Origin of the sequence: Kocuria sp. CCUG 69068 (genome assembly GCF_020833785.1) — a bacterium.
GTDB lineage: Bacteria > Actinomycetota > Actinomycetes > Actinomycetales > Micrococcaceae > Kocuria > Kocuria rosea.
Map to the genome: position 1 here is coordinate 1 of NZ_PDDL01000011.1, position 23,467 is coordinate 23,467.

Below are 23,467 nucleotides of genomic sequence, written 5' to 3' on the forward strand. Positions count from 1 at the left end.
CTCGACGGGCTCGGGCCGGCCCGCGGCGACCCACGCGCACGCGTCCCGCACCGGGCACTGCTCGCAGCGGGGGGAGCGGGCCGTGCAGACGAGGGCGCCGAGCTCCATCACGGCCTGGTTCCAGCGCACGGCCAGGGCGTCGTCGGCGGGCATCAGCTCCTCCGCGAGCCGGAGCTCGGCGGCGGTCAGCGACCGCGAGGGCAGGGCCCGCCCCGTGACCACCCGGGCGTGCACGCGGCGGATGTTCGTGTCCACCACGGTCTGCCGGTCGCCGAAGGCGAAGACCGCGATCGCGGCGGCCGTGTAGGCGCCCACCCCGGGCAGGGCCAGCAGCAGCTCGTGCGCGGCCGGCACCCGGCCCCCGTGGTGCTCGGTGATCTCGACGGCGGCCGCGTGCAGCCGCAGGGCCCGCCGCGGATAGCCGAGCCGGCCCCAGGCGCGCACGGCCTCCCCGGTGCTCTCCGCCGCGAGGTCCGCGGGCCGCGGCCAGCGCTGCATCCACGCCCGCCACACGGGCAGCACGCGCACCACGGGCGTCTGCTGGAGCATGAACTCGCTGACCATGACCCCCCACGGGGAGCAGGACGGGTCCCGCCACGGCAGGTCCCGGGCGGCGTCGTCGAACCAGTCGGTCACGGCCCGGTGCAGGCCCGGCGGAGCGGGCTCCGCGGCGGCGGTCGGGGCAGTGTGCGGGGAGCTCATCGCAGTCCACTGTAGCCTGGGAGCATGGCGCAGAAGGGTTCCGGGAGCACCCCCCACGGACGGTCGGGGAACGGTCACGACGACGACGGACGAGCTCCCCGCGACCCCGGATCCCGGCGCTTGAGCCCCGAGGTGTACCGGCGCCGCCGGCTCGTGGCGGCCCTCGCGGCGGGCGTGCTGCTGGTGCTCGTGGCGGTGGGACTGGTCTCCGCGGTCGCGGGCATGCTCGGCTCCGGGGAGACGGAGGACGTCCCGGCGCCGGAGGCCGCCACCGCCTCGGCCGCCGCGGCCTCGGAGGAGCCCTTCGCGGACTTCACGCCGCGGCCGGACGAGAGCGCGTCGGCGTCCGGGTCCGCGTCCGGGTCCGCGTCCGCGCCCGCCACGGAGGGTCCGGTCGAGGAGTGCGGCCCCGACCTCGCCGTGCGGGCGTCGACGGACCGGGAGAGCTACCCGGAGGACGTCGAGCCGGTCCTCGTGCTGACCCTGGAGAACACCGGGGAGGACCCCTGCCGCGTCAACGCGGGCACGTCCCGGATGGTCTACGAGGTGACCTCGGGGGCGGACACCGTCTTCGACAGCAGGCACTGCCAGGCCGGCTCCGAGGACGCGGAGGTGACGGTCGAGCCCGGACAGGAGAAGGTTGCCCGGCTGACGTGGAACCGCCTGCGCACCGCCGAGGGCTGCGCGGAGGCGGGGGGCGAGGCCCAGGCCGGGTACTACCGTCTCGTGACGTCCCTCGGGGAGCGCACCGCGGAGCCGGTGCCGTTCGTCCTGGAGTGAGCGCGCCGCGCGCGGCTCACATGAAGCGTTCGAGCAGGCTGGTCTCGGCCATCCGGGAGAGGGACTCGCGCACCGTGCGGGCCCGCTGCTCGCCGATGCCCTCGACCGCCTTGAGGTCCTCCAGGTTGGCGGCCATCAGGGACTGCAGGCCGTCGAACTGGCGCACCAGCCGGTTGGCGACCGCCCGCGGCATCGACTTGATGCCCTCCAGCAGCCGGTAGCCGTGCGGGTGCAGGTCCGTCTCGAGGCTGCCCTGCGGCTCGACGAGACCCACCGACACCGCGATCCGCTGCAGGTCGATGAGCTCCGTGGGCGTGAGCTCGGCCAGCCGCCCCAGCCCCTCCTCGATGCCCTCCGCGGGGGTGCCGTCGGGCAGGTAGTCGCGCAGCACCACGTCCGGCCCCGGGCCGGTGCCCGCGGTGAGCTCCTCGAGCTGCAGCGCGATGAGCCGCCCGTCCACGCCGAGCTCGAGCACGTACCAGCCGATCTCGGAGGAGATCCGCCGGACCATCTCCATGCGCTGGAGCGTCAGGGCCACGTCCCGCACCGTCACGGACGCCTCGATCTCGAGCGAGGACAGGTTGCCGAGCACCTGCTCCATCCGGTGGCTGTAGTGCTCGAGGGTCTGCAGGGCCTGGTTGGCGCGGGCCATGATCGACTGGGAGCCCTCGATGGCGTACCGGGTCTCGCCCACGTAGATCGTGATGACGCTCATGGACTGGCTCACGGAGATCACCGGCACCCCGGTCTCCTTGGCGGTGCGCTCCGCGGAGCGGTGCCGGGTGCCGGACTCCGTGGTGCCGATCGAGGCGTCGGGGACGAGCTGCACCCCGGCCTTCAGGATGCGGGTGGCGTCCCGGTCGCAGATGATGGCGCCGTCCATCTTGGCCAGCTCCCGCAGCCTGGGCGCGGTGAAGTCGGTGTCGATGTCGAAGCCGCCGGAGCAGATGGCCTCGACGGAGCGGTCGAAGCCGAGCACGAGCAGCCCGCCCGTGCGCCCGCGCAGGATCCGCTCGAGACCGGTGCGCAGTTCGGTGCCGGGTGCGATGCGGGCCAGCGTTTTGCGCAGTGCGTTCTCAGGGGTCTTCGCCACGGTCACATCATACGGCCGCGGCGGTCTGCCGGTTCCGTGCGGGCGCGGCGGCGGACCGGGGGAAGAGCAGCTCCATGGCGTCGCTGATGGTGGTCACCTCCCGGACGGTGAACCCCGCCGGGACGGGGCCCGGGCCGGTGGGGCTCGCGGGCACGACCGCGTGGGTGAAGCCCAGCCGGGCGACCTCCTGGATGCGGCGCCCGATGCCCGGGACGGGCCGCACCTCGCCGGCCAGGCCCACCTCCCCGAAGCACACCAGGCGCTGCGGCAGGGGCCGGTCCTGCGCGGCCGAGGCCAGCGCCATGGCCACGGCGAGGTCGGTGGACGGCTCCGTGAGCTTCACCCCGCCGACCGTGGAGACGTAGCAGTCCAGCCCGGCCAGGTTCACGCCGGCCCGCCGCTGCAGCACGGCGAGCAGCATGGCGACCCGCTGGGAGTCCAGGCCGGCGGTGGCCCGCCGGGGCTGGGCGGTGGAGGAGCGGTCCAGCAGCGCCTGCACCTCGGCGAGCAGGGGCCTGCGGCCCTCCAGGGTCACCGTGAGACACGTGCCGGAGACGGGCAGGGCCGTGCGGGAGACGAACAGGCCCGAGGGGTCCTCCACGCTCGTGATCCCGGTCTCGGTGAGGTCGAAGCAGCCGACCTCGTCCGTGGGGCCGTAGCGGTTCTTGACCGCCCGCAGCAGCCGGATCCGGGAGTGCTTCTCGCCCTCGAACTGGCACACGACGTCCACCAGGTGCTCGAGCAGCCGCGGCCCGGCGATGGAGCCGTCCTTGGTCACGTGCCCCACGAGCAGCGTGGTCATGTTCCGCTTCTTGGCCGCGGCGATCAGGGAGGCGGCGACCTCCCGGACCTGCGTCACCCCGCCCGCGGAGCCCTCGACCTCGGCGCTGGCCAGCGTCTGCACGGAGTCGACCACGAGCAGGCGGGGGGAGATCTTCTCGATGTGGCCCAGCGCCGTGGCCAGGTCCGTCTCGGCGGTGAGGTACAGGGTGGGCGCCACGGCGTCGATCCGGTCCGCGCGCAGCTTCACCTGCGCCGCGGACTCCTCGCCGGTGACGTAGAGGACGTCGCGGGTGCCCTCGCCCGCGCCCTCCGCGAAGCGTGCGGCGACGTCGAGCAGCAGCGTCGACTTCCCGACCCCGGGCTCGCCCGCCATCAGCACGACCGCGCCGGGGACCAGTCCGCCGCCGAGGACCCGGTCCAGCTCCGGCACCCCGGTGGGCGCGGAGGCCGCCACCGTGGCGTCCACCTGGGCGATGGGACGGGCGGGCTCGGCGATCGACCGGGCGGCCGTGGTGCGGGCCTTGTGCTCGCCGATCTCCTCGACCGTGCCCCACGCCTGGCACTCCCCGCAGCGGCCCACCCACTTGGCGGTGCTCCAGCCGCACTCGGTGCAGCGGTAGGCGGGGGAGTTGCGGCGGGTGCGGGTGCTCATGGCGTCCAGGCTAGCCGCCGCCTCGGACGGCCCAAGCGCCGCGGCCGGCTCAGCGCAGGTCGAGGAAGGCGCGCAGCTCCGCGAACGCCCCGGGCACCACGGAGTAGTGCGCCCACTTGCCGCGCTGCTCGCGGGTGAGCAGCCCGGCCTCGACCAGCTTCTTCATGTGGTGGCTGACCGTGGGCTGGCTGATGCCGAGGTCGTCCGTGAGGCTGCAGACGCACACGGTGTCGCAGCCCTGGGCGGCCACGTGGGAGAGCAGGCGCAGCCGGGTGGGGTCGGCCAGGGCCTTGAGCAGGCCCGCCACGCGCCGGGCGTCGTCGTGACCCATGGGCCCGCCCGAGAGCGAGCAGCACTCCGTGGCCGGCGCGCCGGGGGCGCACCGGTCGGCGGTCCCGGCGTCGGCCGTGCTGTCGAGGTCCGGAGCGGGAGTCATCCCCCCATCCTACATTGACGGGCGTCGATGTGACCCGTACTGTGCGGGATAGATGCCCGTCGATGTGAAGAGGTTCGCCCGCCCATGAGCACCACCACCGTCCCCGCTGCCTCCCACGGGGTGATGAAGGACCTGTCCTTCCTCGACCGCTGGCTGCCCGCCTGGATCATCGCGGCCATGGTCGCCGGCCTGCTGCTCGGTCGCTTCGTCCCGGGCTTGAACACCGCCCTGGAGGCCGTGCGGATCGGCGAGGTGTCGCTGCCCATCGCGATCGGGCTGCTGGTGATGATGTACCCGGTGCTGGCCAAGGTCCGCTACGACGAGACCCACCGCGTGGCCGGCGACAAGCGCCTGATGGGGGCGTCCCTGGTGCTGAACTGGATCGTCGGGCCGGCGCTGATGTTCGCCCTGGCCTGGATCTTCCTGCCCGACCTGCCCGAGTACCGCACGGGGCTGATCATCGTGGGCCTGGCCCGCTGCATCGCGATGGTGCTGATCTGGAACGACCTCGCCTGCGGGGACCGGGAGGCCGCCGCCGTGCTGGTGGCGGTCAACTCCGTGTTCCAGGTCATCGCCTTCGGCGCCCTGGGCTGGTTCTACCTCCAGGTCCTCCCGGCCTGGCTGGGCCTGCCCACCACCTCGGCCGAGTTCTCGGTGTGGTCGATCGTGCTGAGCGTCCTGGTGTTCCTCGGGATCCCGCTGGTCGCCGGGTTCCTCACCCGCACCCTGGGCGAGAAGGCCAGGGGCCGGGAGTGGTACGAGACCACGTTCCTGCCCAAGCTCGGTCCCTGGGCCCTGTACGGGCTGCTGTTCACCATCGTGCTGCTCTTCGCCCTGCAGGGTGACGCCATCACCTCCAACCCCTGGGACGTGGCCCGGATCGCCCTGCCCCTGGTCGTCTACTTCTTCCTCATGTTCGGGGTGGCCCTGCTGGCCTCCCGGGCGCTGGGACTGAACTACGCGAAGTCCACCACCGTGGCGTTCACCGCCGCCGGCAACAACTTCGAGCTCGCCATCGCCGTGGCCATCGGCACCTTCGGAGTCACCTCCGGACAGGCCCTGGCGGGCGTGGTCGGCCCCCTCATCGAGGTGCCCGTGCTCGTCGCGCTGGTCTACGTGTCCCTGTGGGTGGGCCGGAAGCTCTTCCCCGGCGATGCCACCGTCCCCACCCGCTGACCCCCAGATCCAGGAGCAACCGTTGAGCGAGACCACCCAGCCCTCCGTCCTGTTCGTGTGCGCCAAGAACGGCGGCAAGTCCCAGATGGCCGCCGCCCTCATGGAACACCACGCCCGTGGGGCGGTAGAGGTCCACTCCGCCGGCACGAAGCCCGGCAGCAAGATCAACGCCCTGTCCGCCGAGGTGGTCGCCGAGGTCGGTGCGGACATGTCCTCCGGAACGCCGAAGCCCATCGACCCCAAGCTGCTGCGCCGGGTCGACCGGGTGGTCGTACTGGGCGATGAGGCGAGGGTCGAGCCGGTCGAGGGGATGACCGGAACGATCGAGACCTGGCACACCGACGAGCCCTCCGTCCGCGGCATCGAGGGCGCGGAGCGGATGCGCCTGGTCCGCGACGACATCGACACCCGGGTCCGGCGGCTGCTGGACGAGCTGACCGCGGAGCGCACGGACCGGCCCAGCGTCCTGTTCGTGTGCGTGCACAATGCCGGGCGCTCGCAGATGGCCGCCGCCTACCTCAGCCACCTCTCCCGGGGGCGCATCGAGGTGCGCTCGGCCGGCTCCGCGCCGGCGGACTCCGTGAACCCGGCCGCCGTGGCGGCGATGGCCGAGGAGGGCATCGACATGAGCGCCGAGACCCCCAAGGTCCTCACCGACGAGGCCGTGCAGGACTCCGACGTGGTCATCACCATGGGCTGCGGGGACGCGTGCCCGTTCTACCCGGGCAAGCGGTACGAGGACTGGGCGCTGGCGGACCCGGCGGGGAAGGGCTTGGAGTCCGTGCGCCCCATCCGGGACGAGATCAGGGCCCGGATCCAGCAGCTGATCGCGGAGCTCCTGCCCGGCGAGACCGCCGGCTGAGGGGCCTCGGGGCCGGGACCGTCCCGGCTCAGGCGCGGTCCCAGCCCTCGAGCCGGGGGAGCTGGTCCCGCGCCTCGTCGTGCGTCATCCCGGCCGCCTCCAGCAGGTCCACGACCATCGGGCGCATGTCCAGCACCAGGGTCTCGCCCTCCATGGTGCGCACCCCCATCTGCCCGGGGTGCAGGCGCCCGGCCACGTTCGCCAGCTCGTTGCGGGCCTGGCGAAGGTAGCTCTCCCGGGAGCCGGGGGAGGCCACCGCGAGCGCGTTGCCCAGGGTGACGACGGCGTCCGCGAGGTCCTCGAGGGCGGCGCTCATGGCGGCCACGGCCTCGTCGGAGAGCGTCACGTGGTTGAGCACGGAGGCGAGGCGGCGGGTGAGCACCCGGGCGTTGCGCACGGCGAGGTCCAGGTAGCGGATGGAGTGGGCGATCCCCTCGACCTCCGCGCGGCGGCCGCGGTAGAGCGGCGAGGCCGTGGCGATCTCGAGGGCCGACTTCAGTCCGGACGTCACCGAGTCCACCAGCGGCTGGGTCTGCCGGGCACGCACGAGGGCGTGCCAGGCGGCGGTGGCGTCGTAGTCCTCCATGGCCCGGCTCGCCTCCCGGAGCACCCCGGAGAACTCGTCGACGAGCGCCCGCAGGCCCTGGCGCGGCTGGCTCCGCGGGTCCGTGGGCACGAAGTAGGCCATGGCCAGGGCGCACAGCCCGCCCACGACCGCGTCCGTGGACCGCGCGAAGACCCCGTCCTGGGACGGCGGCAGCAGGACCACGAGCACCGACTGCAGCCCCATCTGGGTGGTGAACAGCGTGCCGTTGTCCAGGAAGCGGGCGAGCAGGATCGAGGTCATCAGGACCACGCCGGCCTGCCAGACGCCCGTGCCCAGGACGTGGATCAGCGTGTCCCCCACGGCGATGCCGAGGGTGCAGCCGATCGAGACCTCGAGGACCCGCCGGTAGCGCAGCCCGTCCTTCGCGAAGCCCAGGGCCACGAGGGCCGCGGTGGCCGCGAAGATGGGCCCGGAGTGGCCCAGCAGCTGCTCCGCGATCACGTAGGCGCCGACGCTGGCGACCGTGATCTGGAAGCTCTGGAGCAGCCCCGTCCGGACCCGCGTCACACCGATCCGGGTGCGGCTGCGCACCGCGCGGGCCGCGGCTCGCGCACGGTTGCCTGGCTGCATGGGGCCATCCTAGGCGAGCAGCACGGGACCGCCGGTGCGGGGGGCCGGAGCCCCCGCACCGGGCCGGGATCGGGCGGGCGCGGTGTGAGATGTGCAACGACGGCACGGCTGCGGGGGGCGGTGTTCACCCTCCGTTCACCTTCACGGGCCAATCTGGCCACCTGCGCTCCCTAGCGTCTCTCGGTGAGAGGTCCGCGGCCCGCCCGCAGATCCACCTCTCGCACCGGCCCGGAACTCTGCCGGCGCCACATCGAACGACGGCCCCTCGACGGGGCACCACTGTGATCTGAAGGGGCTACTCAAGTGAAGGTTTCCCACCTCGGCCGTTCCGCAGCCGTTCTCGCCATCGGCTCGCTCGCGCTCACCGCGTGCGGTTCGGACAACGCCACGGGCGAAGGCTCCGGCTCCACCGAGACCTCGGCCGCCGGCGCCGGCGTCTCCGGCACGCTGACGGGTATCGGCGCGTCCTCGCAGCAGGCCGCCATGACCGCGTGGCAGAACGGTTTCCAGGAGGCCAACCCCGAGGCCACGGTGCAGTACTCCCCGGACGGCTCGGGTGCCGGCCGCGAGGCCTTCACCGCCGGCGGGGCGGACTTCGCGGGCTCCGACGCCTACCTCGACGACGAGGAGTACGAGGCGTCGAAGGAGGTCTGCGGCCCCGACGGCGGCTTCCACGTCCCGGCCTACATCTCCCCGATCGCGGTGGCCTTCAACCTGCCCGGCGTCGACACCGTGAACATGGACGGCGAGACCATCGCCCAGGTCTTCACCGGCGAGATCACCGAGTGGAACGACCCGGCGATCGCCGAGCAGAACCCCGACGCGGAGCTGCCGGAGACCCCGATCACCGTGGTGCACCGCAACGACGAGTCCGGCACCACCGAGAACTTCCAGGAGTACCTGGCCGCGGCCGCCCCCGAGGTGTGGACCGAGGAGGTCTCCGGCAACTGGCCGTCCCAGTGGGCCGCGGAGAACAACAAGGGCACCGCCGGCGTGGTCCAGTCCGCCGGCGCCACCGAGGGCGCCATCACCTACGCGGACGCCTCCGCCGTGGGCGACCTCGGCACCGTGGCCGTGGGCGTCGGCGAGGAGTATGTGAACTACTCCCCGGAGGCCGCCTCCGCCGCCGTCGAGAACTCCTCCCCGGTCGAGGGCCGCGCCGAGTACGACATGGCGATGGACCTGGAGCGCGACACCACCGAGTCCGGGACCTACCCGATCGTGCTCGTGTCCTACGAGATCTTCTGCCCGCAGTACGATTCCCAGGAGACCGCTGACCTCGCGAAGGCGTTCGGCGAGTACGTCATCAGCGAGGAGGGGCAGCAGGCGGCGTCCGAGGCCGCCGGTTCCGCTCCCATGTCCGAGAGCCTGCGCACCGCCGCGCAGGAGGCGATCGACCAGATCACGGTCGCCGGCTGATCCAGTTCTGCTGGTCCCGTTCGGTGCGGGCCCGGGCCCTTCCGCCCGTGCCCGCGCCGAACGGGACATTCGTGTGTGAGGCGCCTTCCCCGTGAGGCGCGTCACCGGACCCACGCGCCGGGGCACCACCCCGTCCCGGCGCCATCCGTGTCAGGCAATCGAAGGGGCACCCGACATGTCCACCACCGTCACCACCAGGAAGACCGCCGCCGGCGGCAAGGCGGGCGACTCGATCTTCTCCGGGCTCAGCCTCGGGGCCGGCGTGCTGATCCTCGCCGTCCTGGCGGCCGTGGCGCTGTTCCTGTTCCTGCAGGCGCTGCCCACCTTCCAGGCCCCGGCCGAGGAGATCTCCGGCGGGGCCGGCTTCTGGTCCTACATCTGGCCGATGGTCATCGGCACGGTGATCGCGGCCGTGATCGCCCTGGTGATCGCCACCCCGATCGGCGTGCTGGTGGCCCTGTACATCTCGCACTACGCGCCGGCACGGATCGCCAAGCCCGTGGGGTACGTCATCGACCTGCTGGCGGCGATCCCGTCGGTGATCTACGGAGCCTGGGGCACCACGGTCCTGGCCTCCTCGGTGGTGCCCTTCTACGACTGGCTCTCGACCAACCTCGGGTTCGTCCCGATCTTCGGCGGCCCCGCGTCCCAGACCGGCAAGACCATGCTCACGGCCGGGATCGTGCTGGCCATCATGATCCTGCCGATCATCACGGCGATGTCCCGGGAGCTGTTCGTGCAGACCCCGAAGCTCCACGAGGAGGCGGCGCTGGCCCTCGGCGCCACCCGGTGGGAGATGATCCGGATGACGGTGCTGCCCTTCGCCCGCCCCGGCATCATCTCCGCGGTGATGCTCGCCCTGGGGCGCGCGCTGGGTGAGACCATGGCGGTGGCCCTGGTGCTCTCGAGCGGACCGCTCACCGCGTCCCTCGTTCAGTCCGGCAACCAGACCATCGCGGCGGAGATCGCCCTCAACTTCCCGGAGGCCTACGGCCTGCGGCTGTCCGAGCTCATCGCCGCCGGACTGATCCTCTTCGTGATCACCCTGGTCGTGAACATGATCGCCCGCGCCATCGTCGCCCGCTACAAGGAATTCTCGGGAGCCAACTGATGTCCTCCACCGCCTTCCGCAGTCCCACGCCCGTGCGCCCGTCCTCGCCCCGCCGGTCGATGCTCACCCGCAACCAGAAGCCGAAGTGGCTGGTGCCCGTGATCGGTGCCGGCGCCGTGGTGGTGGGCGCCGCCCTCGCGGCGCTCCTGGGCTTCTCCACGGCCCTCTGGGCCGTCCTCGCCGCCGCGGTCTTCCTGGTCGCCGCGCCGATCGTCGTCTCGATGATCGAGGGCGGGCGCAAGGGCGCGGACTCCCTGATGACCTACCTCGTCTACACGGCCTTCGTCCTCGCGGTGATCCCGCTGATCTCCGTGATCTGGACGGTGCTCGCCAACGGGCTCCCCGGGCTGACCTCCAACCTGCTGCTGACGTCCATGAACGGTGTCACCGGCGCTACGGACAACGCCGCGGCCGCCGGGGACGGCCCGGTGCTGGGCGGTGCGTACCACGCGATCGTGGGCACCGTGTCCATCACCTTCTGGGCCACCCTGCTGTCGGTCCCGATCGGCCTGCTGACGGCCATCTACCTCGTGGAGTACTCGCGGGGCGGCTGGCTGGGGCGGGGCATCACGTTCTTCGTGGACGTCATGACGGGCATCCCCTCCATCGTGGCCGGCCTGTTCGCCGCGGCCCTCTTCGGCCTCCTGTTCGGCCCGTCCACCCGCTTCGGCTTCGTCGCGGCGGTCGCGCTGACCGTGCTGATGATCCCCACGGTCGTGAAGAACACCGAGGAGATGCTGAAGATCGTCCCCAACGAGCTCCGCGAGGCCGCCTACGCCCTGGGCGTGCGCAAGTGGCGGACGATCCTCAAGGTGGTCATCCCCACGGCGATCTCCGGGATCGCCTCCGGCGTGACCCTGGCGATCGCCCGGGTCATCGGGGAGACCGCTCCGCTGCTCGTCACCGCCGGGTTCGCGACCGCCATCAACTGGAACTCGTTCTCCGGGTGGATGACCACGCTGCCCACGTTCATCTACTACCAGATCATGACGCCCACGTCCCCGACGAGCCCGGACCCCTCGCAGCAGCGGGCGTGGGCCGCGGCGCTGCTGCTGATCCTGATCGTGATGCTGCTCAACCTCGTCGCCCGACTGGTCGCGAGGGCGTTCGCCCCCAAGGTCGCCGGCCGCTGACGCGCCCCGCACCCCGATCCCGCACGCACCCCTGCGAGAAAGAAGCAAGGAACACACATGTCCAAGCGAATCGACGTCGACCACCTCAATGTCTACTACGGCGACTTCCTGGCCGTCGAGGACGTCGGCATGGGGATCGACGCCCGGTCGGTGACCGCGTTCATCGGCCCGTCCGGCTGCGGCAAGTCGACCTTCCTGCGCACCCTCAACCGCATGCACGAGGTCATTCCCGGCGCCCGCGCCGAGGGCCAGGTGCTCCTCGACGGGGAGGACCTCTACGGCCCCGGCGTGGACCCCGTGGTGGTGCGCTCCATGATCGGGATGGTCTTCCAGCGCCCCAACCCGTTCCCCACCATGTCCATCCGCGACAACGTGCTCGCGGGCGTGAAGCTCAACAGCAAGCGGATCTCGCGCGGTGACGCCGACGCGCTCGTGGAGAGCTCCCTGCAGGGCGCCAACCTGTGGAACGAGGTCAAGGACCGCCTCGACAAGCCCGGCTCGAGCCTCTCCGGCGGCCAGCAGCAGCGCCTGTGCATCGCCCGGGCGATCGCGGTCAAGCCGGACGTGATCCTCATGGACGAGCCGGCCTCCGCCCTGGACCCGATCTCCACGCTCGCGATCGAGGACCTGATCAACGAGCTCAAGCAGGACTACACCGTGGTGATCGTGACCCACAACATGCAGCAGGCCGCGCGGATCTCGGACCGGACCGCGTTCTTCAACATCCAGGGCACCGGCAAGCCGGGCAAGCTCATCGAGTACGGCCCCACCTCCGAGATCTTCAGCAACCCCCGGGAGAAGCAGACGGAGGACTACGTCTCCGGCCGCTTCGGCTGAGCCGCCCCGGCACCGACGACGACGGGCGCCGGTCACCTCCGCGGAGGCGACCGGCGCCCGTCGTCGTCGGTGCGTCCGCCCCGGCAGGCAATGCTCCGGGGCCGGCGGCCCGGGGCCCGCGGCGGCGCCGCTGCGGCGTCTAGAGCAGCGGTGAGAGGGCGAGCAGGAGCGTCCCGGAGAGCACGCCGCAGGCCGGGACGGTGAGGACCCACACCAGCAGGACCCGCCGCACCACCCGGACGTTGACCGTGTGGAAGCGCTGCTGCCGTCCCGCGCCCAGGATCGCGGCGGCCGTGGTCTGGGACGTGGACATCGGCACGGGGATCAGCGTCCCGCCCAGGAACAGCAGGGACCCGGCCACGCCCTGGGCCACCGCGCCGCGGAACGGGTCGATCGTGATCATCCGGGAGGACAGGGTGTAGGCGATCCGCCAGGCCCCGAACAGGGTGCCCACGGCCAGTCCGGTCGCCACGAGCAGGAACAGCCAGGGGCCGGCCCCGCCCGCCAGCGGGTCCTGGAGGCCGGCGCACAGCAGCAGCGTGGCGAGGACCCAGACGGCTCGGCGGCCGTGGTGGATGCCGTGCCCGAAGGAGACGGCCGCCGCCCCGATGGCCAGGACGAGCCGGGAGCGGAACGTGGTGGCGTCCGGCTCCGAGTGCCGCAGCAGGTGCAGCAGGGGGACCACGAGCACCCAGGCCGCGGCGTAGGCGACCAGCGGCGCCAGCACCAGGGGCACGACGACCTGGTAGAAGGCCGTGGCCGTGAGCGGGTCCACCGCCGGGAGCCCCACGGCGCGGGCGCCCAGCAGGGCGCCGAGCAGCCCTCCGGCCAGTGCCGTGGTCGAGGAGCTGGGCATGCCCCACCGCCACGTGAGCAGGTTCCAGCCGATCGTGGTCACCAGGGCGCAGACGATCGTCGCGGAGCCCACCACGCTGTGCGGCACGGGGACGCCCGTGATGACCCAGTCCGCGAGCAGGTACGCGGCGGCCCACACGCCGGCGACGTTGACGAGGGCGGTGAACACCAGGCCCACCCGGGGCGTGAGCGCGCGGAAGCGCACCGGAAGGGCGAGGGCGTTGGGGGCGTCGTGGAAACCGTTGACGACGGTGTGGGTCACGGCCAGGGCGATCCCGAGGACGGTCAGGGCCGTCAGCACGGGCTCAGGACTCCGCCACGACGATGCGGCCCACCTCGGTCGAGACCCGCACCAGGGCCCGGGCGGCCCCGGCGAAGCGCCGGACGGCGCGCTCGCGCCGCATCGCGGGGATCGCCTTGTGGTTCTCGAGCAGGTGGCCCATGTGCAGCTGGTAGATGCGCTCGGACTGCTTGCCCAACCGGAGCATCTCGTACCAGTAGTCGTCCAGGCCCTGGAGGCTGCCGAGGTCGCGCATCGCCCGGGTGGTCAGCTCGGACATCCGCTCGATCACCCCGAGCTGGTCCGTGGCGTAGGAGGGCGGCCGGCTGAGGGCGTAGGCGACGTGCGCCTCCGCGACCGCCAGCAGCTCCTCCGCGGCCTTGTTGAGCCAGTGGCCCAGGATGTAGACGTCCTGCCGGGGGATGGGGATCACGAACGTGGAGCGCACCGTGGTCATCACGGAGAAGTACAGGTCGGTGGAGCGGGCCTCGCACTCGCGGATCGCGTCGAGGGTCGCGGTGTCCGTCTCGGGGGAGCCCATCAGCTCGGACAGGAGCCGCACGGTCTCCGTCACCTGTCCCGACATGTCGGCCAGCAGGTCCAGGACCAGCTCGTCCTCCGGGAAGATGCGAAGCGCCATGTGTTGACCGTCCTGGGCGTCGTGACCTGCGCCGCGGAGCACGGCGGATCCCACTGTACATGGGGCCGCCGGGCGGCCCGGGGGCGGCCCGTGGTCCCGGAAGGAGGAGGGGGCGGTGCCGGACCGGGAGCGCCTCTCGGCGGAAGGCCGCTCGTGGCGGCTATGTGATGGAGCCCGGGGCTGCCGCGGCCCGGCACCTGGGTTCCATGGTAGTCGACGTGCTCGTGGGGCCAAGTCCTGCGGCTGTGGGCTCCCGCACGGCGGGACCTCCGCACGCCCGGACGGCGGGGCTCAGTCGAGGTGGCCGCGGCGCCACTGGTGCGCCGCGGCCTCGAGCTCCTCCGCGGTCCGCTCGAGCCGCTGGGTGAGGGCCACGGTGCTCGGCGCCCGGGCCGCGTCCGGGTCCACGACCGGCATCTGCCCGGTGTCCGCCAGCCGGATCCGGCCGAGGGCGATCACGCGGCAGAAGGCCGCGAACCGGTCCAGGGCGACGTCGAACTCCCCGTTGAACGCGCCGGAGAGGATCGCGTCCGCCATCGAGGTGATCTCGTCCGCCCCGGGGGGCTCCGCGACGCCGGCCACCACGTGCGAGACCTGCGCGGTGCCCCGTCCCGCCGTGAAGTAGCGGCCCATCCGCACCGGGTCCTTGCGCACCCCCGCCCGCAGGGCGTAGAGCCGCCAGAGGGCCCCGGGCAGGGACACCGCCGGGGCCTCGGCCCACATCTCGGCGATCCCCTCCAGGCCCTGCTCGTCGGTCAGCTCGATGAGCCGCCGGCTGATCTCGGGATCGTCGCTGGCGCGCCCGCGGGAGACCAGGGCGTGGGCGGCGAGGTGGGCCGCCTCGGACACGCGGGCCGGGTCGGGGCCGCCCTCGTGCGCTTCGAACTGCTCCGGGGAGAACTTCACCGGCTTGTGGTGGCGGGGCGCGTCGCTCATGCGTCCAGCGTACGGCCGTGGCCCGCGGCGGGCCACGGAGCGCTCACCAGTCGCTGGTCGAGGCGTGCACCGCCGCGTCCCGCCACTGCTGGTCGGTCTGCTCGAAGCCGTCCCGGGCCAGCGCCTTCCACAGCCGCAGCCCCAGGGCGGGCTCCTCCTGCTCGAGCTCCGCGAGCGCCTGCGGGAGCAGCACCCGCGCGGTGACGTCGGTGACGGCGCTCAGGGTCGCGTGCTGCTTGTTCCCGGTGCCGAGGGCCAGCTCCCCGAAGCTCATCCCCGGGCCGAGGACCTGCAGCTCGATCCGCTCGCCGGTGGGCGTGCGCAGGGACATCGACACGCTGCCGCTGACGATGAGGTGGATGCCGGCGAAGTTCTGCCCCGTGCGCAGGATGTTCTCCCCGGCCGCCCACGTCCGCTCGACGGTCCGGGCGCGGAGGTCCCGGGCGTCCTCGGGGTCCAGCCGGGAGAACAGCTCGGACTCCACGGGCTTCACCCGGGACGGGGTGCACTCCGGGCCGCCGTGCTCCTCGAGCAGCCGGTCCTCGACCCACTTGATGGCCGCGGCCCGGCTGGGGAACACCTCGAGCGGCGGTTCGCCCCCGAAGGAGCCGGCGAAGCCCGGGTCCGTGGCCACCGCCACCACGGTGCGGCCCGCCGCCTGCAGCTCGGCCCGGGTCTTGGCCAGGAGCGGCATCGCGTACTCCGCGATCACGTCCACCCGGCGCATGTCCACCACCACGTACGAGGCCTCGTAGGCGACGTCGCGGACGGTGCGGATCGCGGTCTCCGTGCCCGTGAACAGCAGGTCGCCCTGGAGCTCCACGACGACGGCGTCCTTGCCGTGGTCGGCCAGCACCGCCTCGGCCTCGGCGTTGCGGCGGACCAGGGAGGGGGACTGGTCGATCGGGTAGCTGGCGCGCACCGTGGAGCGGGCCACGCGGGCGGTGTGGGTGAAGTGCAGGTCGAGGTCCTGGGAGAGCCGCTCGCAGGCGAGCACCCCGCGCACGCTGTTGCCGTGCCGGTCCAGCGCAGGGGAGAAGGTCGCCACGGCCAGCTCCCCGGGCAGGACGGCGATGATGCCGCCGCCCACCCCTGACTTCGCGGGCAGGCCCACCCGGACCATCCACTCGCCGGCGTCGTCGTACATGCCGCAGGAGCTCATCACGGACAGCACCCGGGAGACCGTGTCGACGTCGAAGACCTCGTCCCCGGTCAGCGGGTTGGTGCCGCCGTTGGCGAGGGTCGCGCCCATCAGGGCGAGGTCGCGGCACGTGATCAGCACCGAGCACTGGGCGAAGTAGTCCTCGAGGGCCTGGGTCGGGTCCCCCTCGATGATCCCGGCGGAGGCCAGGAGGTAGCCGAGGGCGCGGTTGCGGTCCCCGGCGGCGTGCTCCTGGGCGAGGACCTCGGGACTGATCGCCAGGTCCCGGCCCGCGCACCGCGAGTAGGCCTCGCGGATCCGGTCCCGGCGCAGGTCGCGGTCGCTGTCGGGGACGAGCCACGTGGAGGCGATCGCACCGGCGTTGATCATCGGGTTGGCGGGGCGCCCCGTGCCGGGCTGGAGGGAGATCTCGTTGTAGGCGTCCCCGCTCGGCTCCACGTCCATCTTCGCGTGCACCGCCTCCGCCCCGAGGTCGGACACGGCGAGCGCGTAGGTGAACGCCTTGGAGATCGACTGGATGCTGAACTCGTCCCGGGTGCTGCCGGCCTCGTACACGTGGCCGTCCGCGGTGGCGATGACGACGCCGAAGCGCTCGGTGTCGGCCTGGGCCAGGGCGGGGATGGAGGAGCTGGGCTCGCCGCCGCGGACGTCCCGCAGCTGCTCCACCACCTGCTCGAGGTACTCGGTGACGGCCGACGGACCGAAGAGCTCCGTCTCCGTGCGTGCTTCTTCCTCGGTGCTCGGGTGCGGCACGGTCGGTCCTCCGGTCGAATCGGCATGGGTGGCACGGGACTGCCCACCACTCTAGGCGTCCGGCTCCCGGGGGGACCGTGCGGTAGAGTGGTGCCCGCTCCGGACCGGCCGCCCCGCGCTCGCCGGTGGAGCACGGGCCTCTAGCTCAGCTGGTAGAGCAGTGGACTTTTAATCCATGGGTCGTGGGTTCGAGCCCCACGGGGCCCACCCGCGACAGAACCCCATCGCTCCCGGTGCGCCCGGGGCCGGTGGGGTTCTCTGCTCCCCCGCGGCGGGCGACCCGGTGCGCGGGGGCGCCCGGCGGCGCCGGTGGTGCTACCGGTCGAGCAGTGCGAGGGCCTCGCCGATGCGGTCGTGCAGGGCCCTGGCCTGCTCCACGGTCCACGCCTCGTGGCCGATGTGCAGGACGAGCCCGTCACGGTGGGCGTAGGAGCCGTCCGCGGTGGTGATGACCTCCCAGGTCTCCAGGAGCGCGACCGCCGACGGGCCGGCGAGGGACCGGGCGGGCAGCTCCCGCGAGTTGGTGACCGTCTCGGGGTCGGTCAGCTCCTGATGGGTGGCCCAGCGGGGGCGGGGAACGAGAGCGGTGTTCTCGTACATGGGGGAACCTTCCAGGGAGAGGGGGTATGCCCATGTTTATGCATGTGAGAGCCCGGGGGCACCCGTGGCCCGCGCGTGTCGCCGAGGGATCGAGGTGTGGACATCCGTCGGCATCCCCTGCACTTTTGTCCGGCCGGACGCCGGCGTCCTCCCGCCCGGGCCGTGCTACGGCCCGTCGAGCTGCTCGGAGGGGGTGGGGACCGACTCGGGGCCGGGCGGGTCCGGGGCCGGAGCCGCGGACCCGGTGCCCGGATCCGTGGGCAGGCCGTCGGGCGTCGGGGTCGGCGTGGCGGTGACCGGGGGAGGAGGACTGAAGGAGGTGGGGGAGGCGCCGGGGGTGCTCGCCACCTCCTCCGGCCGGTCGTCGCACCCGGTCAGCGTCAGCGCGAGCAGGGCCACGGCGGGAAGGGTGCGGCGCATCGGGGGAGCCTCTCTGTCGGGGACCTCTCCACGGTAGCCCGACGGCCCGCCGTGTCGGGGGAAGGGCGGCGGATGACGTTCCCGGACCGGAGTCCCGCAGGACGCACCCGTCCGGGATGTGCGAGGATCCGGGGACCAGGACGCCGACCGGCAGGAGCCGCCATGTCCGAGCGAAGCAGCGAGCGCACCGCGCTGATCCTGCTCTCCGCGACCGCGGTGCTGCTGCTCGCGGGCCAGCTGCTCACCTGGTCCTCGGAGGACGGGGTGTTCAGCGCCTTCGTGTTCGTGCTGCTGCTGCTCTGGGCCGGGGTGATCGCCGTCCGGGTGGTCCGCTTCGTCCGGCGCGACCGGCGACCGGAGGACCTCGGACCCGACGACCCGGTCTAGGGGGCGGCCGCGCGCTGGTCCCGGCCGCCGGCGAGCCGCTTCCGCACCGCCGCGACCGTGTCCCGCGCCGAGCGGCCGACACCGACGAGGGTTGCCGATCCCGGGCCCGTCCAGTCCCCGTACCCCACGAGGTACAGGCCGGGCACCCGGGTGGAGGCCGTTCCCTCGGTGCGGATCCGCCCGTCGTCCTCCCGCAGGTGCAGGGGCCGCAGGTGCCGGAGGGCCGGGCGGAACCCGGTGCACCACACGACGGCGTCCACGGGCTGCTCCCGGCCGTCCGTCATGACCACGCCGTGCGCGGTGAAGCGCGTGAACATCGGCCGGGGGTCGAGCACCCCGGCGTCGCGGGCGCGGCGCACGGAGGGAACGGCCACCACGTCGCCGAGGCTCGCCACCCCGCCGGGATCCGGCCGGCCCGCGGCGAGGGCCTGGGCGCGCAGCGTGGCCACGCGGAACAGCTCGCGCCCGTCGACCTCGTCGGGGAGGTAGCGGGGCGGGGCGTTGGTGCACCACGTCAGCTCGCACACCTCGGCGAGCTCGGCGGCGATCTGCGCCCCCGAGTTCGCCCCGCCGACCACGAGCACGCGGCGGCCGCGGTACCGCGCCGGCCCCTCGTAGTGGGCGCTGTGCACCTGCTCGCCGCGGTACTCCCGCTGCCCGGGGAGGGCAGGCCGGAACGGCTGCGACCACGTGCCGGTTGCGCTCACGACGGCGCGCGCCCGCAGCTCGCCGTCGTCCGTCACCAGGCGGAACCCCGCCCCGTCACGGTGCACGGCCCGCACCCGGACCGGTCGCCGGACGGGCAGCCCGTAGCGCTCCTCGTACCGGGACAGGTAGTCGACCACGTGCGCGGCGTCCGGGGCCGCCCCGGCCGTGTCCGGCATCGGGTGCCCGGGCAGGGACGAGTACGCGGCGGGGGAGAACAGCCGCAGCGACGGCCAGACGTGCCGCCACGCCCCGCCCGGCGCCTCCTGCTCGTCGAGGAGCGCGAAGGACAGGCCGGTGCGCCGGAGGTGGTAGCCCACGGCCAGTCCGGCCTGCCCGGCGCCCACCACGGCGACGTCGAGGACCTCGCCCACGTCCGTGCTCCCGTCCCGGCCGGTCAGCGGAGGGTGATCGAGTCGAGGGCGGCCTGCGCCTCGGCGGTCAGGTTCTCCGGCAGCGGGGCGCTCTTGACGGCCTCCGAGGAGGCCTGCTGGCCCTCCTCGCTGACCACGTAGTGCCCGAACTCCTTGGCCAGCTCGAGGACCTCCGGGTCCCCGTAGCTGCTGCAGTAGATGTGGTAGGAGACGAGGACCACCGGATAGGCCCCGGGCGCGTCCGGCTCGCGGTCCAGCTCGAGGGCGATGTCGTGCCGGCCGGTGCCCTCCACCCGGGAGGCCTCGCCGACCGCGGTGCCGGCCGCCTCGCCGGACACGGCCACGTACTCGGAGCCCACCTTCACCCGGGCCTTGCCGAGGGAGTCGTCCACGAGCGAGTCGTCCGCGTAGGTGACGGCGCCCTCGGTCTCGGCCGTGAGGCTCACCACCCCGGCGTTGCCCTGGGAGCGCTCCGTGGGCAGCCCCGCCGGCCAGCCGCCGTCCTCCTCGTCCGTCCACACCTCGGGGACCACCGAGTGCAGGTAGTCGGTGAAGTTCTCGGTCGTCCCCGAGTCGTCCGCGCGGGCGATGGGCGTGATCGGCAGGTCGGGCAGCTCCACGCCGGAGTTCTGGGCGGCGATGGCCGGGTCGTCCCACCGGGTGATCTCGTGGCGGAAGATGCCCGCGATGGTCGCGGCGTCGAGGTCGAGCTCCTGGATGCCGGGGAGGTTGAAGGCCACGCTGATCGGGGAGATGTAGACGGGGATGTTCAGGGCGCCACCGGGGCCGCAGAAGTCCCGGACCTCGGCCTGCTCCTCCTCGTCCAGGTAGGCGTCCGAGCCGGCGAAGTCGGTGCCGCCCCCCACGAGCGCGCTGCGCCCCGCCCCGGAACCCGCGGAGAGGTACTGCACCTGCGCGTCCGGGTGCATCGACTCGAAGCCGCTCCGCCACGTCAGCATGGCGGCGTTCTGCGCCGAGGAGCCCACCCCGGTGAGGATCCCGGACAGGTCCGAGCCGCCCTCTTCCGCGGCGCGGCGCTGCTCCTCGCCGAGGGGGTAGTCCGAGCCGCACCCGGTCAGCGCCGCCAGGGCCAGGACCAGGGCCGGGGCCGCGCCGGCCCGCAGCGCACGGCCGGTCCTGTTCCGTCGGCGCGGTCGCGAAGCGTTGAGCATGGGGAGGTCTCCTCGAGGGCGGTCAGGTGGGGCGTCAGGGAGGTGGCGCGTCCGCGGGTGCGCGGGTCCGGGCGCCCAGCCTACCGCCACCGCCGGGAGGGGCAGGTCTAGGGTGGGCGCATGGACAAGCTCTCCGGCTCGTGGCGCCGGGTGTTCGACAGGTTCTGGTTCGTGCCCGCCGTGTGCGTTCTCGCCGCCGTCGTCCTGGCCCAGTCCGTGGTGGCCGTCGACCGGTGGCTGCCCGAGGACCTGGACTCCCCGTGGATCGCGTGGGTCTACGCCGTCGGCATCGACGGGTCCCGGTCGATGCTCTCCGCGATCGGCGGATCGATGCTGGGCGTGGCCGCCACCGCCTTCTCCATCACCATCTCGGTGATCGCCACGGCCAGCTCCACGTACGGGCCCCGGCTGGTGCGCAACTTCATGGCGGACCGCGGCAACCAGGTGGTGCTGGGCGTGCTCGTGTCCACCTTCATCTACGCGCTGCTGGTCCTGCGCACGATCCGCTCGGCCTCCGACGACCTCGCCCAGCCGTTCGTCCCGCACCTGGCGGTCAACCTCGGCGTGCTGCTGGCGGTCGCGGACGTCGCCCTGATCGTCTACTTCATCCACCACATCGCGGACTCCGTGCAGGTGGACACCCTCGTCCACGGCGCGCGCCGGCGCCTGCTGGACGTGATCGAGCGGTGGCACCCGGAGGAGACGCCGGAGGAGCTGGTCCGGACCGCGGGGCGCCGCAGCGGCGGGGGAGAGGTCCGTGCGGGCAGCGTGGGCTACGTCGTCGGCGTCGACTACGAGCGGCTCCGGGACCACGCCGCGGCCGGTGACGTCGTCCTCGAGCTCGTGCCGCGGGTGGGCGACCACGTCCTGGCGGAGGAGCCGCTGGTCCGGGTGTGGCCCGCGCACCGGGCCGGGGAGCTGGCGGACCGGCTGCGGCGCTGCGTGCGGGTGGGCGACTCGCGCTCGGCGCTCCAGGACGTCCGCTTCGCGGAGCAGCAGGTCGTGGAGCTCGCCGTGCGCGCCCTCTCCCCGAGCACCAACGACCCCTACACCGCGGTCAACGCCGTCGAGGAGGTCGCGTCCGGGATCGTCGCCGCCGTGGCCCGCCCGCTGCCGGGGAACACGGTGGTGGTCGACGGCGTGCACCGGCTGCGCTACGGGACGGTGGGGGTCGAGGAGATCGTGGACATGCCGTTCGACCAGATCGGCCCGCACGCCACCGGGCACGTCAGCGTCCTGCTGGCCCTCGTGGACCTCGCCGCCCGGATCGAGGCGGCCAGCGTCCACCCGTCCGTGCGGCGGCAGGCGCGCGAGCACGTCGACGTCCTGCTCGCCCGCTTCCGCGAGGGCGCACCCCACCCCCGGGACCTCGCCCGGGTGGAGCAGCACGTCAGGCTGCGCTCGGCCGACTGAGCGGGTCCGCTACCGGCGCCGGAGCCGCGGGACCCGGCGCAGCAGCAGGCTCACGGCCACGGCGGTCCCGGCCAGCAGGGCCGCGCCGATCCCGGCCGACAGGTGCACGCCGGCCTCGAAGGCCGCCACGGACGAGGCCAGCAGCTCCCCGGACGCGTCCGGGTCGAGGGCCGCGGCGACGTCGACCGCCCCGCCGAGGGTCTCGGACGCGGTGGCGGCCTGCCCGGGGTCCAGACCCGGCGGGACCTCCACCCGGGCGGCGTAGGTCGCGGTCACGGCCGTGCCCAGGACGGCCACGCCCAGCCCGGCCCCCAGCTCGTAGGCGGTCTCCGAGATCGCGGAGGCGGCGCCGGCCTGCTCGGGGGCCACCTCGGTGAGGATCAGGTCCCCCGCGATCGTCTGGGCCGCGCCGGAGCCCAGCCCGATGACCACGAGGGCCACCACGAGCACGGCCCCGCCGGAGAGGTCCCCGAGCAGGACGAGCAGGAAGCCCGAGGCCATGACCAGCAGCCCGCCGCCGAGCACGAGCGCGGGGGGCACGACGCCGACCACGTGCACCACCAGCAGCCCCGAGACGATCGTGACCACGGCCCCCGGCAGCAGTGCGAGGCCCGCCTCCAGGGGCGGCAGGCCCTCCACCAGCTGCAGGTACTGGGAGACGAAGAACAGGAAGCCGATGAAGGTGGTCGAGGCCACCAGGTTGTTGAGCAGCCCGCCGGTGAACGGGGCGTGGCGGAACAGCCGCAGGTCCAGCATCGGCACCGGGCTGCGCAGCTGGCGGCGCACGAACAGCGTCCCGGCGGTCACGGCCAGCACCGCGGCGGCCAGCACGCCGGCGGACGGGCCGTGGCCGCCGAGGTCCTTGATGCCGTGGACCAGCGCCACCATGGCGGTCATGATCAGCGCGGCGCTGGGCACGTCCACCGGGCCCGGGGCCGGGTTGCGGGACTCCGGCACCAGCACCGGCGCCAGGACCAGCAGCGGCAGCAGCACCGGGACCGCCAGGAGGAACACGGAGCCCCACCAGAAGTGCTGGAGCAGGAACCCGCCCACGACCGGCCCCAGGATCCCGCCCGCCGAGAAGCCCGTGGCCCACACCGCGATGGCCGTCCGCCGCTGCGTCGGGTCGTGGAAGATGTTGCGCAGCAGGGACAGGGTCGCGGGCATCAGCATCGAGCCGAAGAGGCCCAGCAGCGCCCGCGCGGCGACGAGAGCCTCCCCGGTCGGGGCGAACGCGGCGAGTGCGGACACCGCCGCGAAGCCCGTGCTGCCCACCAGCAGCAGCCGGCGGCGGCCCACCCGGTCCCCGAGGGCGCCCATGGGCACGAGCAGCCCGGCGAGCACCAGCGGATAGGCGTCCACCATCCACAGCAGCTGCGTGCCGGTGGGGCGCAGCTCGCGGGAGATCTCCGGCAGCGCGAAGTTCAGCACCGTGTTGTCCACCGAGATCAGCAGCACCGGCAGCATCAGGACCACGAGGGCGGCCCACTCGCGGACGCCGGCGCGGACCGGGACGTCGGGTGCCGGGGACAGCATGGCGGGACGGGCTCCTTCCGGGCGGGGGTGCGGCCCCCATCCTTCCAGAGCCGGCACCGGGCCCGCCCCCGGG

23 protein-coding genes, 1 tRNA gene and 1 pseudogene are annotated in these 23,467 nt (G+C 73.4%); 11 read left to right on the forward strand and 14 right to left on the reverse strand.

Annotated features, from left to right (window positions below):
- Nucleotides 1-702: A/G-specific adenine glycosylase (locus CRM73_RS03720; protein WP_229586890.1), on the reverse strand; the 702-nt coding region annotated here is incomplete at its 3' end.
- A gap of 120 nt (nt 703-822) precedes the next feature.
- Between CRM73_RS03720 and CRM73_RS03725 the strand changes: the two genes are divergently transcribed.
- Nucleotides 823-1,482 (forward strand): hypothetical protein, encoded by a 660-nt coding sequence (locus tag CRM73_RS03725; protein WP_229586891.1) that lies wholly within the window; start codon nt 823-825, stop codon nt 1,480-1,482.
- 16 nt (nt 1,483-1,498) lie between these two features.
- Here CRM73_RS03725 and disA read toward each other — a convergent pair whose 3' ends face one another.
- Genes disA through CRM73_RS03740 form a run of 3 tightly spaced genes read right to left on the reverse strand, consistent with a single transcriptional unit; the run spans nt 1,499 to nt 4,446 of the window.
- Nucleotides 1,499-2,575 (reverse strand): DNA integrity scanning diadenylate cyclase DisA, encoded by a 1,077-nt coding sequence (disA, locus tag CRM73_RS03730; RefSeq protein ID WP_031282255.1) that lies wholly within the window; start codon nt 2,573-2,575, stop codon nt 1,499-1,501.
- Nucleotides 2,576-2,582: 7 nt separating this feature from the next.
- Entirely contained in the window at nt 2,583-4,010 is a 1,428-nt protein-coding gene (radA, locus tag CRM73_RS03735) for a DNA repair protein RadA (RefSeq protein WP_095650876.1), read from the reverse strand.
- Nucleotides 4,011-4,059: 49 nt separating this feature from the next.
- Entirely contained in the window at nt 4,060-4,446 is a 387-nt protein-coding gene (locus CRM73_RS03740) for a helix-turn-helix transcriptional regulator (RefSeq protein WP_017832018.1), read from the reverse strand.
- 84 nt (nt 4,447-4,530) lie between these two features.
- Here CRM73_RS03740 and arsB point away from each other — a divergent pair, with 84 nt between their 5' ends.
- From arsB to CRM73_RS03755, 3 genes and pseudogenes are all read left to right on the forward strand, one after another.
- Nucleotides 4,531-5,622, forward strand: coding sequence for an ACR3 family arsenite efflux transporter (arsB, locus tag CRM73_RS03745; RefSeq protein ID WP_305067786.1), 1,092 nt, complete (start codon nt 4,531-4,533; stop codon nt 5,620-5,622).
- A pseudogene (locus CRM73_RS19680) lies at nt 5,600-6,037 on the forward strand (low molecular weight phosphatase family protein); the annotation flags it as partial. The gene arsB and the pseudogene CRM73_RS19680, both read left to right, overlap by 23 nt.
- 18 nt (nt 6,038-6,055) lie before the next feature.
- Entirely contained in the window at nt 6,056-6,484 is a 429-nt protein-coding gene (locus tag CRM73_RS03755; RefSeq protein WP_229586903.1) for an arsenate reductase ArsC, read from the forward strand.
- 28 nt (nt 6,485-6,512) lie between these two features.
- Here the strand turns inward: CRM73_RS03755 and CRM73_RS03760 are convergent, their stop codons facing one another.
- The gene (locus CRM73_RS03760; protein WP_017832015.1) at nt 6,513-7,661 is read right to left on the reverse strand and encodes an aromatic acid exporter family protein; all 1,149 of its coding nucleotides are present in this window, start codon (nt 7,659-7,661) and stop codon (nt 6,513-6,515) included.
- Nucleotides 7,662-7,964: 303 nt separating this feature from the next.
- Here CRM73_RS03760 and pstS (CRM73_RS03765) point away from each other — a divergent pair, with 303 nt between their 5' ends.
- The 4 genes from pstS (CRM73_RS03765) to pstB all read left to right on the forward strand — a co-directional run bounded on the left by pstS (CRM73_RS03765) (nt 7,965) and on the right by pstB (nt 12,161).
- On the forward strand, nt 7,965-9,080 hold the full coding sequence (gene pstS / locus CRM73_RS03765) for a phosphate ABC transporter substrate-binding protein PstS (RefSeq protein ID WP_017832014.1): 1,116 nt from the start codon (nt 7,965-7,967) through the stop codon (nt 9,078-9,080).
- A 175-nt stretch (nt 9,081-9,255) separates the two neighbouring features.
- A complete protein-coding gene (gene pstC, locus CRM73_RS03770) occupies nt 9,256-10,191 on the forward strand; it encodes a phosphate ABC transporter permease subunit PstC (RefSeq protein ID WP_017832013.1) in 936 nt (311 codons plus the stop codon).
- Nucleotides 10,191-11,324 (forward strand): phosphate ABC transporter permease PstA, encoded by a 1,134-nt coding sequence (gene pstA, locus CRM73_RS03775; RefSeq protein ID WP_017832012.1) that lies wholly within the window; start codon nt 10,191-10,193, stop codon nt 11,322-11,324. Before pstC ends, pstA begins: the two co-directional genes overlap by 1 nt.
- A gap of 57 nt (nt 11,325-11,381) precedes the next feature.
- Nucleotides 11,382-12,161: a phosphate ABC transporter ATP-binding protein PstB gene (gene pstB / locus CRM73_RS03780; RefSeq protein WP_095650878.1), complete on the forward strand. Its 780-nt coding sequence runs from the start codon at nt 11,382-11,384 to the stop codon at nt 12,159-12,161.
- Between the two features lie 139 nt (nt 12,162-12,300).
- On the opposite strand, the gene CRM73_RS03785 is transcribed toward pstB, so the two are convergent.
- The 4 genes from CRM73_RS03785 to glsA form a co-directional block, all read right to left on the reverse strand.
- Entirely contained in the window at nt 12,301-13,317 is a 1,017-nt protein-coding gene (locus CRM73_RS03785) for an inorganic phosphate transporter (protein ID WP_035926070.1), read from the reverse strand.
- Nucleotides 13,318-13,321: 4 nt separating this feature from the next.
- Complete coding sequence (locus tag CRM73_RS03790) at nt 13,322-13,936, reverse strand: DUF47 domain-containing protein (RefSeq protein ID WP_095650880.1); 615 nt, start codon at nt 13,934-13,936, stop codon at nt 13,322-13,324.
- Between the two features lie 291 nt (nt 13,937-14,227).
- The gene (locus CRM73_RS03795) at nt 14,228-14,872 is read right to left on the reverse strand and encodes a hypothetical protein (protein WP_017832008.1); all 645 of its coding nucleotides are present in this window, start codon (nt 14,870-14,872) and stop codon (nt 14,228-14,230) included.
- Between the two features lie 43 nt (nt 14,873-14,915).
- The gene (gene glsA / locus CRM73_RS19895; RefSeq protein WP_017832007.1) at nt 14,916-16,787 is read right to left on the reverse strand and encodes a glutaminase A; all 1,872 of its coding nucleotides are present in this window, start codon (nt 16,785-16,787) and stop codon (nt 14,916-14,918) included.
- Between the two features lie 134 nt (nt 16,788-16,921).
- Here glsA and CRM73_RS03805 point away from each other — a divergent pair.
- Nucleotides 16,922-16,994 (forward strand) — tRNA-Lys (locus CRM73_RS03805).
- A 108-nt stretch (nt 16,995-17,102) separates the two neighbouring features.
- On the opposite strand, the gene CRM73_RS03810 is transcribed toward CRM73_RS03805, so the two are convergent.
- Nucleotides 17,103-17,387, reverse strand: a complete 285-nt coding sequence (locus CRM73_RS03810) for a hypothetical protein (RefSeq protein ID WP_035926082.1) — start codon at nt 17,385-17,387, stop codon at nt 17,103-17,105.
- A 165-nt stretch (nt 17,388-17,552) separates the two neighbouring features.
- Entirely contained in the window at nt 17,553-17,807 is a 255-nt protein-coding gene (locus CRM73_RS03815; protein WP_035926085.1) for a hypothetical protein, read from the reverse strand.
- 162 nt (nt 17,808-17,969) lie between these two features.
- Here CRM73_RS03815 and CRM73_RS03820 point away from each other — a divergent pair, with 162 nt between their 5' ends.
- A complete protein-coding gene (locus tag CRM73_RS03820) occupies nt 17,970-18,194 on the forward strand; it encodes a hypothetical protein (protein ID WP_017832004.1) in 225 nt (74 codons plus the stop codon).
- On the opposite strand, the gene CRM73_RS03825 is transcribed toward CRM73_RS03820, so the two are convergent.
- Both CRM73_RS03825 and pstS (CRM73_RS03830) read right to left on the reverse strand, forming a co-directional pair.
- Nucleotides 18,191-19,273, reverse strand: a complete 1,083-nt coding sequence (locus CRM73_RS03825; protein WP_126349854.1) for an ArsO family NAD(P)H-dependent flavin-containing monooxygenase — start codon at nt 19,271-19,273, stop codon at nt 18,191-18,193. The two genes, CRM73_RS03820 and CRM73_RS03825, sit on opposite strands and share 4 nt — an antisense overlap.
- A gap of 23 nt (nt 19,274-19,296) precedes the next feature.
- Nucleotides 19,297-20,445 (reverse strand): phosphate ABC transporter substrate-binding protein PstS, encoded by a 1,149-nt coding sequence (gene pstS, locus CRM73_RS03830; RefSeq protein ID WP_052132873.1) that lies wholly within the window; start codon nt 20,443-20,445, stop codon nt 19,297-19,299.
- 120 nt (nt 20,446-20,565) lie between these two features.
- Between pstS (CRM73_RS03830) and CRM73_RS03835 the strand changes: the two genes are divergently transcribed.
- Nucleotides 20,566-21,858, forward strand: a complete 1,293-nt coding sequence (locus CRM73_RS03835) for a DUF2254 domain-containing protein (protein ID WP_052132874.1) — start codon at nt 20,566-20,568, stop codon at nt 21,856-21,858.
- Between the two features lie 9 nt (nt 21,859-21,867).
- Here the strand turns inward: CRM73_RS03835 and CRM73_RS03840 are convergent, their stop codons facing one another.
- The gene (locus tag CRM73_RS03840; protein ID WP_229586892.1) at nt 21,868-23,394 is read right to left on the reverse strand and encodes an MFS transporter; all 1,527 of its coding nucleotides are present in this window, start codon (nt 23,392-23,394) and stop codon (nt 21,868-21,870) included.
- Nucleotides 23,395-23,467: the final 73 nt, after the last annotated feature.